At 61.0% G+C, this 13,777-nt stretch carries 7 protein-coding genes; 4 read left to right on the top strand and 3 right to left on the bottom strand.

All coding sequences use genetic code 11. The features are described from left to right. Positions 1 to 29: 29 nt before the first annotated feature. From C5L13_RS18130 to C5L13_RS18140, 3 genes are read left to right on the top strand one after another with little or no spacing between them, the layout of a single operon-like run. Positions 30 to 2,015 carry an oxidoreductase gene (locus C5L13_RS18130; RefSeq protein ID WP_105384674.1) on the top strand — a complete coding sequence of 662 codons (1,986 nt, stop codon included), beginning with the start codon at positions 30 to 32 and terminating at the stop codon, positions 2,013 to 2,015. 3 nt (positions 2,016 to 2,018) lie between these two features. Beyond that, positions 2,019 to 3,011, top strand: coding sequence for an Ldh family oxidoreductase (locus C5L13_RS18135; protein WP_105384675.1), 993 nt, complete (start codon positions 2,019 to 2,021; stop codon positions 3,009 to 3,011). 29 nt (positions 3,012 to 3,040) lie between these two features. Beyond that, complete coding sequence (locus C5L13_RS18140; RefSeq protein ID WP_105384676.1) at positions 3,041 to 4,144, top strand: mandelate racemase/muconate lactonizing enzyme family protein; 1,104 nt, start codon at positions 3,041 to 3,043, stop codon at positions 4,142 to 4,144. Positions 4,145 to 4,357: 213 nt separating this feature from the next. Here the strand turns inward: C5L13_RS18140 and C5L13_RS28775 are convergent, their stop codons facing one another. Continuing rightward, positions 4,358 to 4,543 (bottom strand): hypothetical protein, encoded by a 186-nt coding sequence (locus tag C5L13_RS28775; RefSeq protein ID WP_158693474.1) that lies wholly within the window; start codon positions 4,541 to 4,543, stop codon positions 4,358 to 4,360. A gap of 53 nt (positions 4,544 to 4,596) precedes the next feature. Continuing rightward, on the bottom strand, positions 4,597 to 8,295 hold the full coding sequence (gene putA / locus C5L13_RS18145; protein ID WP_105384677.1) for a trifunctional transcriptional regulator/proline dehydrogenase/L-glutamate gamma-semialdehyde dehydrogenase: 3,699 nt from the start codon (positions 8,293 to 8,295) through the stop codon (positions 4,597 to 4,599). 147 nt (positions 8,296 to 8,442) lie between these two features. On the opposite strand from putA, the gene C5L13_RS18150 reads away from it, so the two are divergent. Then, the gene (locus tag C5L13_RS18150; protein WP_105384678.1) at positions 8,443 to 8,943 is read left to right on the top strand and encodes an Lrp/AsnC family transcriptional regulator; all 501 of its coding nucleotides are present in this window, start codon (positions 8,443 to 8,445) and stop codon (positions 8,941 to 8,943) included. A 215-nt stretch (positions 8,944 to 9,158) separates the two neighbouring features. Here C5L13_RS18150 and C5L13_RS18155 read toward each other — a convergent pair whose 3' ends face one another. Beyond that, positions 9,159 to 12,980, bottom strand: coding sequence for a vitamin B12-dependent ribonucleotide reductase (locus tag C5L13_RS18155; RefSeq protein WP_105384679.1), 3,822 nt, complete (start codon positions 12,978 to 12,980; stop codon positions 9,159 to 9,161). Between the last annotated feature and the right edge of the window lie 797 nt (positions 12,981 to 13,777).

Consider the following 13,777-nt stretch of genomic DNA (forward strand, 5'->3'; position numbering starts at 1 on the left):
CCGAACAGTTACAGGCGCGAGTTAAGGAAATGTCCAAGAAGTTCCCCCGGCTGTTCACTCCGCTTACGCTGCGATCCCGCATTCTGAGGAACCGTATCGTTTTCGGGGCTCATACGACCAATATGGCGGTCGAGGGCGTCCCGACGGAACGCCACATCGCCTACTATCGCGAACGCGCGATGGGTGGGGCAGCAATGGTCGTCGTAGAGCCGATGCCTGTGCACGGGGCCGCTGTCCTCACCCGGGGGAACTTCCGGCACTCGGACGACTCCGTCATTCCTCACTTCAGAAAGGTCGTGGACGCCATCAAGGAGAACGGCGCTGTCGCGATCCAGCAACTGTATCACGTCGGCGCGCATGGGGATTCCGACAACTCCTTCCATCCCCATTGGTCGCCATCGGGAATGCCGAGCTATCACGACAGCGACGGCTCGCATCCGATGACCGAGGCGGAAATCTGGGAAACCATCGATGGTTTCGTCGAAGCGGCAAGACGATGTCGGGAAGCCGGGTTCGACGGCGTCGAGGTTTGGGCTGCCTATCTCGGCTTGGTTGACCAATTCTGGACCCCATGGACGAACCGCCGCGAAGACCAGTGGGGCGGCTCGCTTGAAAACCGGACCCGGATGTCTCGCGAGATACTGAAACGGATACGAGACGTCTGTGGACCGGACTTCATCATCGGGCTGGCGATAAGCGACGAGCCCGATCACTCGGTCGCTTTGCAAAAGCCGGAACTCGCCGAGATCATCAAGCTCCATGACGACGAAAGCCTTATGGATTACGTGACCTGCGGCTCGGGCGGGTACCTCGATTTCTACAAGCTCATGCCGACATTCATCTATCCCGAAAAGCTCGGGGCGGACTTGGCGGCCACGCTCAAGAACGTGGTCCGGAACGCCGTGGTGATCGCCGAAAGCCACATCAGGACGCCGGAGAACGGAGAGACAGTTCTTGGGGAGGGCGCGGCTGATCTGGTGTCAATCGTCCGTGGCCAGATCGCGGACCCGCATCTCGCCACCAAGGCAGGCGAAGACCGACCGGAGGACATCCGCGGCTGCATCTCCTGCAACCAGATGTGCTGGGGGCGCCGATCGCGCGACTACTGGATCAGCTGTCTCATCAATCCGTCCGCGGGCAGGGAATTCGAGTGGGGAGGCGACAGGTTCACAAAGAGCGACGACCCTAAACGTGTTTTGGTCATCGGTGGCGGACCCGCTGGTCTTGAGGCGGCGAGAAGTTCCGCCGAACGCGGACATAGCGTTGTGCTCGCTGAAGCGTCGAGCCGCTTGGGTGGTAACTTCCTCCTTGCGGGAATGCAGCCGCGCCGGGCGCAAATCCTCGACCTCATCGAGTGGTACGAACGCCAGTTCGCCAAGCTCGGGGTCGAAGTCCGCTACAACACATATCTGGAGGCGGAGGACGTGGATGCCTCGGCCTTCGACGTCCTCGTCGTTGCGACCGGATCGTATTCCCCGGAGACCGTCTTCCAGAAGGCACTGCCTTCCGTCGAGATCCTGCCGGGCGTGGAAAACGGCGGCGTCTTCACCGTCGAGGCGGTGATGGCACGTCAGGTTCGCACCGGAAACCGCGTTCTGCTGCTCGACGAAGCGGGTGGTTGGAGAGCGTGCGGCACCGCCTGGAAGCTGGCGGAGGAGGGGCATCAGGTGACGATTGTCACTCCGGACCCTCTGGTCGGAAAGGAGCTGCAGCGAACCGCGGCCGACGTTCCGATGCGTCAGGCTCTTCGCAAGCTTGGAGTCCGCTGGATCACCGAAAGCAGCATTGCCGAATGGCACGGCAACGGAGCGACGCTCATCGATCACAATGCGGGCGAGCACAGCTTCGTCGAGGCCGACTGTCTGGTCACGGCGACCACCAACGCTCCGGCGGACTGGATCATGGAAGGTCTGTCCGGGCTCGGGGTCCGCACCTATCAGATCGGGGACTGCGCGGCTCCGCGTCAGGCTCCATACGCATTCTACGAAGGCAGAAAAACGGGGTTGGAGATTTAGAAAATGGCAGGTGAGGTAACACTCGAGGTTCGGGAGGCGGAGGATTTGGCGACACGGGCGTGCCGAGGCGCTGGTGCGTCGGAGGCGACTGCGCGTTCTCTCGTAGCCGCGACGATATCTGCGGCACTATTCGGTCCGCCTACGCTCGGGTTTCCGCATCTGGTGGACTACCTCAACAGCTTTCGCGAAGGACGCATCAGTACCAATCCCGAGCCGACGCTGAACCGCCCCTACACCGCTTATTTTGTTTCGGACGCGGATCGAGGGATTGCTCAGCTCGGTTTCGACCGCGCGTTCGATCAGCTGGTGGAAACCGTACGACATTTCGGCATTGCTATCTTTACTCAGACGAACAGCTATTCGGCGGGGGAGCTGGGCTACTTCGTTCGCCGATTGGCGGAGAAGGGGATCGTCGGGCTCGCCGCGACAAACGCCAACGCCATGGTGGTCTCCAAACCGGGTGGCCCGGCGGTCTATAGCACCAATCCCATGGCATTTGGCTTTCCGATGGGCGAGGGCGCGCTTCCTGTTATCATCGACCAGGCTTCCAGCGCCACAGCCTTCGTCAACATCGTGGCCGCCGCAGAAGAGGGACGGAGCATTCCGACGGGTTGGGCCGTCGACAGCGACGGTAACGACACGGAAGACCCCAAGCTTGCGATGAACGGCGCATTGCTGGCGTTCGGTGGCCGAAAGGGGGCGAATGTCGCACTGTTGGTCGAGATGATGTCGGCCGGGATTTCCGGAGGCAACTGGTCCCTGGATACGCCGGACTTTCGCTCGGGAAGTGCTTCCCCTGGAGTAGGGCTGACAGTGATTGCGATCATGCCTGGAGCGGATCAGACAGCACGGATCGCGCGTGCAAAAAAACAGGCCGATCGGCTGGCCAACCTTGGTGTTTTCATACCCGGTGTCACGGGCACCTCACGCCATGAGCGTGTCAGCATTCCCTTTGAAGTCCATCAACGCGTCGCTGAGTTTGCCGCGTCCGCTTAAGTTAAAGCTCAAGATTGGAGGAGAACCAAGTGAAGCTGGTGGGTATCAACGTCTACGAAGTCCCGTTGCCCGTCGTGGGACGCTACAAGATGGCGACGAGCGAGATGAAGCTGCTGAAAAGCACCATTGTCGAGCTTACCGCCGACAATGGCCTCAAGGGATACGGCGAATTCTGCGCCTTGGGCTCGGTTTACCAACCTCAGCACACACTCGGTGCACGCGCCGCGCTGGAGGAAATCGCACCCGCTTTGATCGGTCTCGATCCCAGGAATATCGGGCTCCTTCATTACAAGATGGAGGCGACGCTAGACGGCAGCAGATACGCCAAGGCGGCAGTCGACATAGCCGCGTGGGATATTGCGGGCAAGAGCTACGGCCGACGCGTTTGCGACCTTCTCGGGGGTGCTCATGGACCGACCGTCTCCACCTACTACGCAATCTCGGTGGACACTCCCGAAGAACAGGCAAGAGTGGCGAGGGAAAAGCAGCGGGAAGGCTTTACCAGAATCCAACTGAAGATCGGTGGACGTGACATCGAAGAGGACATCGAAGCGCTTCATCGGGTGAAGGAAGCGCTGCAACCCGGCATGCGTATCGCCGCCGACGCCAATCGAGGGCTTAACGGGCGCGATACCCTTCTCATCTCCCAGAGGTGCCGCGACGTACCGATGGTTCTCGAGCAGCCGTGCCGCACGATGGATGAGATGATTAATATTCACGGCCGCCTGTGCCATCCGGTGTATCTCGACGAAGTCACCGAGGACGTGAACGCCGTCGTCAGGGCGATCGGCGCTGGTGTGGCCGACGGCTTCGGTATGAAGCTGACCCGCGTCGGCGGTATCTCAGCGATACAAACGATCCGTGATATCTGCAACGCCCGTGGTCTGCCTCATACGACTGACGACAACTGGGGCGGCGACATCATCGCCGCTGCGTGTGTCCATGTCGGCGCGACCGTATCGCCGCGGCTCTTCGAGGGTGCCTGGATCGGTGAACCCTATATCGACGGTCACTACGACGAAGAGAACGGCCCTCGTATCGAGAACGGCAAGATCAAGGTTCCGACCGGACCCGGTCTGGGCATCGTCCCGGATCTGTCGAAGTTTGGATCCCCTGTATTGAGCTTCGGCTGACCGACGGCAATGGCGTCTCCGGCGTAACCACTCTGGCCGGAGACCGCTGTTGAGTTCGCCCCGTCAACAGCTGCTCCGATTGCGTTTATGAGTTAAAGAGCGATCTCACTGCTCGCGCGTCCGAAGAGCCGTCCGCTATGTAAGCCATCGTCGGTATTAGTCGGCGAGAACGAGCCCCGGACATCGACCTTTGGTTTGTCCGCCGATCGAGTGTCAATCCAGCTCGATCGGCATGTGAAATCCTTCCGGGAGCCGTCCATAGACCGGCTCCGCCGGCGGGACGACCGGGTCGGATTTCACTTTAATTTCGTGCGCCGCGACCACGGCCTTGAGCCCTAGAGGCTTGTAGTTCTGAAGCAGTTCGTCCTCCGGCTTCTGCGGAATTTTCGATGGTGCCATCTTCTCTCTCCAAAGTGACGCTGCCCGGCGGTTTTCACCGGGCAGCCAACGCGTCATCCGATTGTCATCAGGCTCGCATTACCACCGGCGGCGGCAGTGTTGATCGAGGTCGAGACCTCCTCGAGCAGCCAGTTGAGGCAGTATGCGCCTGTGTCCTTGGACAATTCCTCGGAGGTGGCGGCCTGGACGAGCACCAATGGTCCAGCCAACGCAGCGATCTGCTTGTTCACTTCCTGAACGCGTGCGACGTCACCCTCGACAAGTGCGCCCGCGAAAGGACCGGCCGCATTCCAGTCCGCGCTCCACGAAAGCCTTGCCGCTATCGAGGCGGGAACCGAGTTCAACGCGTTCTCAAGATTGGAAGCCTTGTCGATGACCACTTCGTTCCCCGTCGCCAGGGCGGCCGCGAGTTGGCGGAAGAGACCGCGTTGCGTCTGGGGGACGAGAAGGATACGGCCGCGGGGATGCAGCGCGTAGAGGTTCCGCTCTCCAACGGGCCCGGTGAGCTCCTGGTTGAGGCCCAGGGCGGAGATGTCGGCCAGATCGCGGGCGGCATCCGCATCCGCGTTATGGCCGCGCCGGCCCAGCCATGAGGCGAATTCACGCAGTGCCGGATCGGTATGAACCGAGCCGTGGCGCGGGGGCACGGGAGCCCGCTGTACAAGGCGACCGATATAGAGTGGACCACCAGCCTTGGGACCTGTGCCCGAGAGTCCGCGCCCGCCGAACGGTTGAACGCCGACCACGGCCCCGATGATGTTACGGTTGACGTAGAGATTGCCCGCCTTGATCTTGCTCGTCACGTGTTCAATGGTTTCGTCGAGGCGCGTATGAAGGCCGAAGGTCAAGCCGTAACCGGAGTCGTTAACCTCGTCTATCAGCCGGTCTAGGTCCTCACGACGATAACGAATGACGTGAAGGACAGGCCCGAATACCTCTCGGGTCAGGTCGGACATTTTCTTCAGTTCGATGATCGTCGGAGGGACAAAGGTTCCGAGTTCGGCAGCACGTGGAAGCGGGAGCTGTTCGACCTTGCAGCCGAGAGAGCGCATCCGCTCGATGTGGTTTTCGATCTCCTCCTTGGCACCTGTGTTGATGACAGGGCCGATGTCGATGCTGAGCTTATCGGTCCGGCCGATCGCAAGCTCCTTCAATGCGCCCTTGAGCATCGCCAGCGTGCGGTCGGCGACATCTTCCTGAAGGCAAAGAACGCGCAGCGCCGAGCAACGCTGACCGGCGCTATCGAAGGCAGAGGCGATAACGTCGAACACCACCTGTTCGGCAAGCGCGGACGAGTCCACGATCATGCCGTTCTGACCGCCCGTTTCGGCGATCAAGGGAATCGGTTTCCCGGTGGCAGACAGCCGTTCAGCGAGCTGCGCCTGGATTTGGCGGGCGACCTCAGTCGAACCCGTGAACATGACACCGGCGGTTTCAGGGGCCGCGACCAGCGCCGCACCCAGCCTTCCGCTACCTGTGACGAGCTGCAGCGCCCCGCGCGGCACGCCTGCCTGGTGCAGGATTTTCACGCTCTCGGATGCGATGATCGGCGTCACGCCAGCGGGCTTCGCCATGACCGAGTTGCCGGCCACGAGCGCGGCAGCGACCTGACCAGTGAAGATCGCGAGCGGGAAGTTCCATGGGCTGATGCAGAGAACCGCTCCCAGTGGAGCATGCGACGGACCGAGCGTTTTTCGAGCCTGCACGGCGTAATAGCGGAGGAAATCGATAGCCTCGCGCACTTCGCCGACCGCGTTCGCCGCTGACTTTCCGGCTTCGCGCATGGCGATCGCCATCAGGACTTCCAGCCGTTCCTGCATGAGATCGGCTGCGCGTTCCAGGCAATCGGCGCGTTCTGCGGGCGTCGTCGCTGCCCACTGAGCGGCCCCTTCAGCGGCCATACGCGCGATGCGCGGAGCGTCTTCGACAGCGATCTCCGTTACCGATCCCACGACATCGTTGTGGTCTGCCGGGTTCACGACAGGACGCGTCTTGCCTTCAAGCGAGCCGTCAGCCAGCAACGGGGTGGCGTGCCACTGTTGCGGGACCGTGGCTTGCAGCTTTGAGGCGAGGTCGGCCAGAGTGTCCTCGTTGGAGAGGTCGAGACCCTTCGAATTGGTCCGCTCCTTGCCGTAAAGATCAGCGGGCAAGGCGATCTGGTCGTGGGGCATGCCGACGACAGGCATCGCTTCCACGACGTCGACCGGATCCGTGACAAGTTCGTCGACCGAGACGTTTTCGTCGGAGATGCGGTTCACGAACGAGGAGTTCGCTCCGTTTTCCAGGAGGCGTCGAACAAGGTAGGCCAGCAGCGTCTCGTGAGTGCCGACGGGAGCATAAATGCGGCAGGGACGGTCGAGCTTGGCTTTGCCGACGACCTCGTCATAGAGGGGTTCGCCCATTCCATGCAGGCACTGGAACTCGTACTTGCCGACTTCGAAGTCCGGGCCTGCAAGCTCGTAAATCGTCGCGAGCGATTGTGCGTTGTGGGTGGCGAACTGAGGGAACACAGCGTCGGGAGCCGCGAGAAGCTTGTGGGCGCAGGCGATGTAAGCGACGTCCGTGTGGACCTTGCGCGTGTAAACGGGGAACCCTTCGAGGCCGTCCAGCTGGGCGCGCTTGATCTCGGCGTCCCAGTAGGCACCTTTCACCAGACGGATCATGATGCGGCGACCCGACCGACGGGCGAGGTCGATGACGTAGTCTAGCACGAACGGGCAACGCTTGCCGTAAGCCTGGACTACAAAGCCGAGACCGTCCCAGCCACCGAGGTCCTTGTCGAGGCTGAGCTCCTCCAGCAGGTCGAGCGAAAGCTCGAGCCTGTCAGCTTCTTCGGCGTCGATGTTCAGGCCGATGTCGTATCGCTTCGCCAGGAGAGCAAGCTGCTTCACCTTGGGCAGCAGTTCGTTGACGACGCGCTCCGTCTGCGTGCGGCTGTAGCGAGGGTGCAGCGCGGAGAGCTTGATCGAAATCCCCGGGCCTTCGTAGACGCCGCGGCCGGCCGAGGCCTTGCCAATTGCATGAATGGCGTTCTCGTAGTCACGGAAGTACCGAGTGGCATCGGCTGCGGTCGTCGCGGCTTCGCCGAGCATGTCATAGGAATAGCGGAATCCGCGGGCTTCGAGCAGCTTCGACCGCTTGATCGCCTCCTCGATGGTCTCGCCCGTTACGAACTGCTCGCCCATCATGCGCATGGCCATATCCACGCCACGGCGGATTACAGGTTCGCCGGCGCGGGCAATCAGGCGGGTGAGGGCGGCAGCGAGGCTTCGGTCGTTGACTGTCGAGGTTAGCTTGCCGGTGACGACGAGACCCCAGGTGGCCGCGTTGACAAACATCGATTTGGTGCCCCCCAGGTGCGACTTCCAATCCCCCTCAGCGATCTTGTCGCGGATCAGGGCGTCGCGCGTCTCCGTGTCCGGAATTCGGAGAAGCGCTTCCGCAAGGCACATCAGCGCCACGCCTTCTTGGCTCGACAGCGCGTATTCATGGACCAGACCTTCGACGCCGGTTCCCTTATGCTTGGCGCGCAGTGCCTCGATGAGCTTGCGGGCGGTCCCGGCGACCTTCCCCTTCGTCGCGTTGGTCAGCCGGGCGGCTTCCACAAGCGGAGGGAGGCATTCCGTTTCTGGCCTGCGGTAGGCCGCGGTGATTGCCTGCCGAAGGGGTGACTGCTGGCGGATGGGCGGAGCGAAAGCGGCGAATGGTCGGGCGGAGTCGAGTTCGGAATGGGAGAGGGGCAGCGTAGACATTGGTGACCTTTTCGACGGTTCGGCCGAGGAAGCCTTGCGCTCCCGGCATCATCCCGATGAAATTACCACACCATCTCTAGTCTTTCCGACTTCGTTGTGTCCTAATGGCCGCGAATTCGACTTTTTTTAACGTACTGGAGAGAGATTATGCCCGGAGATGGCGGCCAGAACAGTGAAATCGACCAATTCGATCAAAGGATTCTCGAGGTTCTCTCCGCCGATGGAAGGATTTCTGTCACCGATCTGGCCGTCAAGATCGGGCTTTCGAAGACGCCTTGTCAGATGCGAATGAAACGGTTGATCTCCGAAGGCTACATTCAGGGCTTCACCGCGATCATCAATCCGTCCAAACTTCAACTCGAACACATAGCTTTTGCCGAAGTCAAATTGTCGAACACGCAAGAGGAGGCGCTGCAAAAGTTCAATGCGGCGGTCCGGAAAATCAAGGAAGTCGAAGAGTGCCATATGATCGCAGGAAGGTTCGATTACCTGCTCAAGATCAGAACCAGGGACATACGCAGATACCGTGAAGTGTTGGGGGAACGGATATCAAACCTCCCCTATGTCGCCAACACTTCGACCAATGTGGCAATGCAGACTGTCAAGGAAAACGGAGGCGGCATCGCAGGACGCATTTCCGGGGACTGATCGCCTTCTGTTGCTTCATTGCCCGAGCTTCCAATTGTGCTGATCCCCCGTGACGCCGAATCGGCGCAGACGGCCATCACCTGCCCGAATTTCCGTTCTCAAACACAAAGGCACCCGAAGATCATTCGGGTGCCTTTCTGCCGGATACATTTCTAAGGGTGCCTCAGACGCAAATCTTCAGGCATGCATGCACGGGACATTAGCCCCTGTGTTTATCAAGAGCATCCGCTCGTGGCGCCGCATGTGTCGCACTTCTCGCAGGTGCCGTTGCGGACCATCGTGAAGTTCTGGCACTCGGAGCACATGTTGCCCGTGTAGCCTTGGGCGATCGAGCGCATGCGGCGTTCGTTTTCGACCTTCTTGGCTTCCGTCTTGGCGGCGGCGGCGTCGGCCTCGGCCTTGTCGGAGAAGAGGGCGGTTGCGACCTGCTGGCTTTCGTTGACGACCTCGTCCAACACCTCCTCGGCGATCTCTTCTGCCAGTTCCTTGGCGCGCTCTTCGTAGTCACGCTTGAAGGCGACGATTTCGGAGGTTGAGATCGCCGTCGTCGGCTCCAGCTTGCGGGCGGCAGAGCCTGCAAACGAGGTGACGGTCGCCGATGCCCGGGCAGGGGCGGCGGTTGCTGCACCCTTGGGTTCGCCGGCGGCCCGGTCGGAGCCGTTGTTCGACACCAGCGTCGGCTTGTAGCCGCGGGTCCAGCCGGTGGAGATCAGGTTGGTCTTGCCTTCCTGGATGCCCTTGCCGAGTGCGGTGTTGGAAAAGTCCGACGTATCCACATGGGCGAGGTCGTGGCGGCCGAGATAGGAGACGGCGAGCTCGCGGAACACGTAGTCGAGGATCGAGGTCGCGTTCTTGATCGCGTCGTTTCCGGTGACGATGCCGGCCGGCTCGAACTTGGTGAAGGTGAAGGCCTCCACATATTCTTCCAGCGGCACGCCGTACTGAAGGCCGAGCGAGATGGCGATGGCGAAGTTGTTCATCATCGCACGGAAGGCCGCACCTTCCTTGTGCATGTCGATGAAGATCTCGCCGATGCGGCCGTCGCCGAATTCGCCGGTGCGGAGATACACCTTGTGGCCGCCGACATTGGCCTTCTGGGTATAACCCTGGCGGCGGTTCGGAAGCTTTTCCCGCTCGCGGGTGACGCGTTCGATGACCCGCTCGACGATCTTTTCGGTGATCTGCACGGCCTGGGCCGCAACCGGGCTCTGCATCAGTTCCTCGAGCGCGTCTTCGGCGTCGTCCTCATCGATCAGCGAGGCGTTGAGCGGCTGGCTGAGCTTGGAACCGTCGCGGTAAAGCGCGTTCGCCTTGAGGCCGAGCTTCCAGGAGAGCATGTAGGCCGAACCGCAATCTTCGACGGTCGCGTCGTTCGGCATGTTGATCGTCTTGGAGATCGCACCCGAAATAAACGGTTGGGCGGCCGCCATCATGCGGATATGGCTCTCGACCGAGAGATAACGCTTGCCGATCTTGCCGCAGGGATTGGCGCAATCGAAGACCGGCAGATGCTCGGCCTTGAGGAAGGGCGCGCCTTCGAGCGTCATCGCACCGCAGACATGGATGTTGGCGGCTTCGATGTCCTTCTTCGAGAACCCGAGGTGCTCGAGCAGGTTGAAGCTCATGTCGGCGAGCTGCTCGTCCGAAACCTTCAGCGTGTTCTTCAGGAAGTCGGCGCCGAGCGTCCACTGGTTGAAGACGAACTTGATGTCGAAGGCAGCCTTGGTGGCGCCGTTGATCGCGGCGATCTTCTCGTCGGTAAAGCCCTTGGCGCGCAGCGAGCCGGGGTTGACGCCCGGAGCCTGGTTGATATTGCCGTGACCGACGGCATAGGCCTCGATCTCGGCGATCTGGCTCTCCGTGTAGCCGAGCGTGCGAAGCGCTTCCGGAACCGCGCCGTTGATGATCTTGAAGTAGCCGCCGCCGGCGAGCTTCTTGAACTTGACGAGCGCGAAATCGGGCTCGATGCCGGTCGTGTCGCAATCCATGACGAGGCCGATCGTGCCGGTCGGCGCGATCACGGTCGTCTGGGCGTTGCGGTAGCCGTGCTTCTCGCCGAGTTCCAGCGCCTTGTCCCAGGCGGCTTTGGCGTGCACTGCGAGATCCTGGTCCGGGTTTTCCGAATGGATGAGCGCGACCGGGTTGACGGCCAGCGCCTCATAACCGGAGGTCTCGCCGTAAGCGGCGCGGCGATGGTTGCGCATGACGCGCAGCATGCTCTCGCGGTTCGGCTCGAAGTTCGGGAAGGGACCGAGCTCGGATGCCATTTCGGCTGACGTCGCATAGGCGATGCCGGTCATGATCGCGGTCAGCGAACCGGCAATCGCACGGCCTTCGGCCGAGTCGTAAGGAATGCCGGTCGACATCAGCAGGCCGCCGATATTGGCGTAGCCGAGGCCGAGCGTGCGGTATTCGTAGGAGAGTTCGGCAATCCGCTTCGACGGGAACTGCGCCATCATGACCGAGACTTCGAGCACCACGGTCCAGAGGCGGACGGCATGTTCGTAATCGGCGATATTGATGTTCTTCGTCGCCTTGTCCTTGAACTGCAGGAGGTTGAGCGAAGCGAGGTTGCAGGCGGTGTCGTCGAGGAACATGTATTCCGAGCACGGGTTCGAGCCGCGGATCGGGCCGCCGGCGGGCGACGTGTGCCAGTCGTTCATCGTCGTGTTGAAGTGGATGCCCGGATCGGCGGACGCCCAAGCGGCATAGGAGATCTGCTCCCAGAGGTCGCGGGCCTTCAAGGTCTTCATGACGCGGCCGTCCTTGCGGGCGGTCAGGTTCCAGTCCCCGTCATTTTCCACCGCACGCAGAAAATCGTCCTTCAGCGAGACGGAGTTGTTGGAGTTCTGGCCGGAGACGGTGAGATAGGCTTCCGAATCCCAGTCCGTGTCATAGGTCTTGAACTCAAGATCCTTGTAGCCCTGGCGGGCGAACTGGATGACACGCTGAACGTAGTTTTCCGGAACCTGGTCCTTCTTGGCGGCGCGGATTTCGCGCTTCAGGGCAGGGTTCTTGGCCGGATCGAAGCAGTCTTCGTCACTACCGCCATCGCAGTTGACGCAAGCCTTCATGATCGCCTTGAGGTGGCGATTGACGATCTTCGAGCCGGTGACGAGGGCGGCGACCTTCTGCTCTTCCTTGACCTTCCAGTTGATGTATTCCTCGATATCCGGATGGTCGATGTCGACGACGACCATCTTGGCGGCGCGGCGCGTGGTGCCGCCCGACTTGATCGCGCCGGCGGCCCGGTCGCCGATCTTGAGGAAGCTCATGAGGCCGGAGGACTTGCCGCCGCCGGAAAGCTTTTCGCCTTCGCCGCGCAGCATCGAGAAGTTGGAGCCGGTGCCGGAGCCGTATTTGAAGAGGCGGGCTTCGCGAACCCAGAGGTCCATGATGCCGCCTTCGTTGACGAGATCGTCCTCGACCGACTGGATGAAGCAGGCATGCGGCTGCGGATGCTCATAGGCAGACTTCGACTTGGTCAGCTTGCCGGTGAACGGATCCATGTAGAAGTGGCCCTGGCCGGGGCCGTCGATGCCATAGGCCCAGTGCAGGCCGGTGTTGAACCACTGCGGGCTATTCGGGGCGACGCGCTGGGTGGCGAGCATATAGGCAAGCTCGTCCATGAAGGCGCTCGCGTCTTCTTCCGACGTAAAGTAGCCGCCCTTCCAACCCCAGTAGGTCCAGGTGCCGGCAAGGCGGGAAAAGACCTGGCGCGCATCGGTTTCCGAACCGTACTGCTCGTCCTTCGGCAGGGCCTTCATCGCTTCCGTGTCAGCTACAGAGCGCCACAGGAAGGAGGGGACATCGTTTTCTTCGACCTTTTTCAGGATCTTCGGAACGCCGGCCTTGCGGAAATACTTCTGCGCCAGAACGTCGGTCGCGACCTGGGAGAACTGCGCCGGCACATCGATATCGGCAAGCCGGAAGACGACCGAGCCGTCCGGATTGCGGATTTCGCTGACCGCCTTGCGGAATTCGATCTCCCCATAGGCGCCTGTAGCAGGCTTGGTGAAACGACGTTCGATGCGCATGGTCCCTTACCTCATTTTTTGATGCGCCCGGCCTCGTGCACGAGGCGCAAAAGTTCTCATCCGGCGGCGCGGGTGTTCGCACAGCCAGTCCGATCGTTCCATTCTGACAGGAGTCATCCGGAGATGTTATTTCCTGTATCTTGTGGCGATCGTGGCTGCAAACACTAAATATAGTATTAACAGCTTATTATCACCAGCCCCGGATGTCGCTTTTTTGGGAGGGAAAAATCGCGCAACTAGCCCTCGAGGCAGAGCCTCGTCATGAGGCGCAGTACCCTGATTCTACAGTCGATTTTCGTGAGGAACCGGCCTCGTTATGTCCGGTCCAGTCGCCGCCGCAACATCGGGGCCCATTAAGTTTGAATTGAGCGATTCCGTCAAGGGGTGGTTTTTGACAGATTTTTAACCACAACATCTTGTGTATGCGGGCTGTGGAAAATGGGGAAACATCAACAATGCCTGTAATACAGGGGCTTTGGCGCGAAAAGCGGTGTCGCCGCTGCAAGGGCGGCGGTCGAAATCCGTCAAAAGGGAGCTGATTTCAGGAAGCTCGGCAAAATATAACCTGCTGCCCGTTGCGAAACGCCAGCACGCGTGAATGGCAACTGATTCTCTGCCGTCGGCGTCGCGTTTGCAGCGTGGATCGCCGCTTGAGCGGGAGCGCTGATGCCCCGGCCGGGACCACCGTCTTCCGACGGAGCAAAGAGAAAGATCCGGATATGGAGGCCATTGGCGAACCTCAAGGCCTCCCCCGCTGCGTGGCTTGAAGGCCGCAGCGGGGAAGGATCCTAATGCAT

The organism is Neorhizobium alkalisoli (assembly GCF_002968635.1).
Taxonomy (GTDB): Bacteria; Pseudomonadota; Alphaproteobacteria; order Rhizobiales; family Rhizobiaceae; genus Neorhizobium; species Neorhizobium alkalisoli.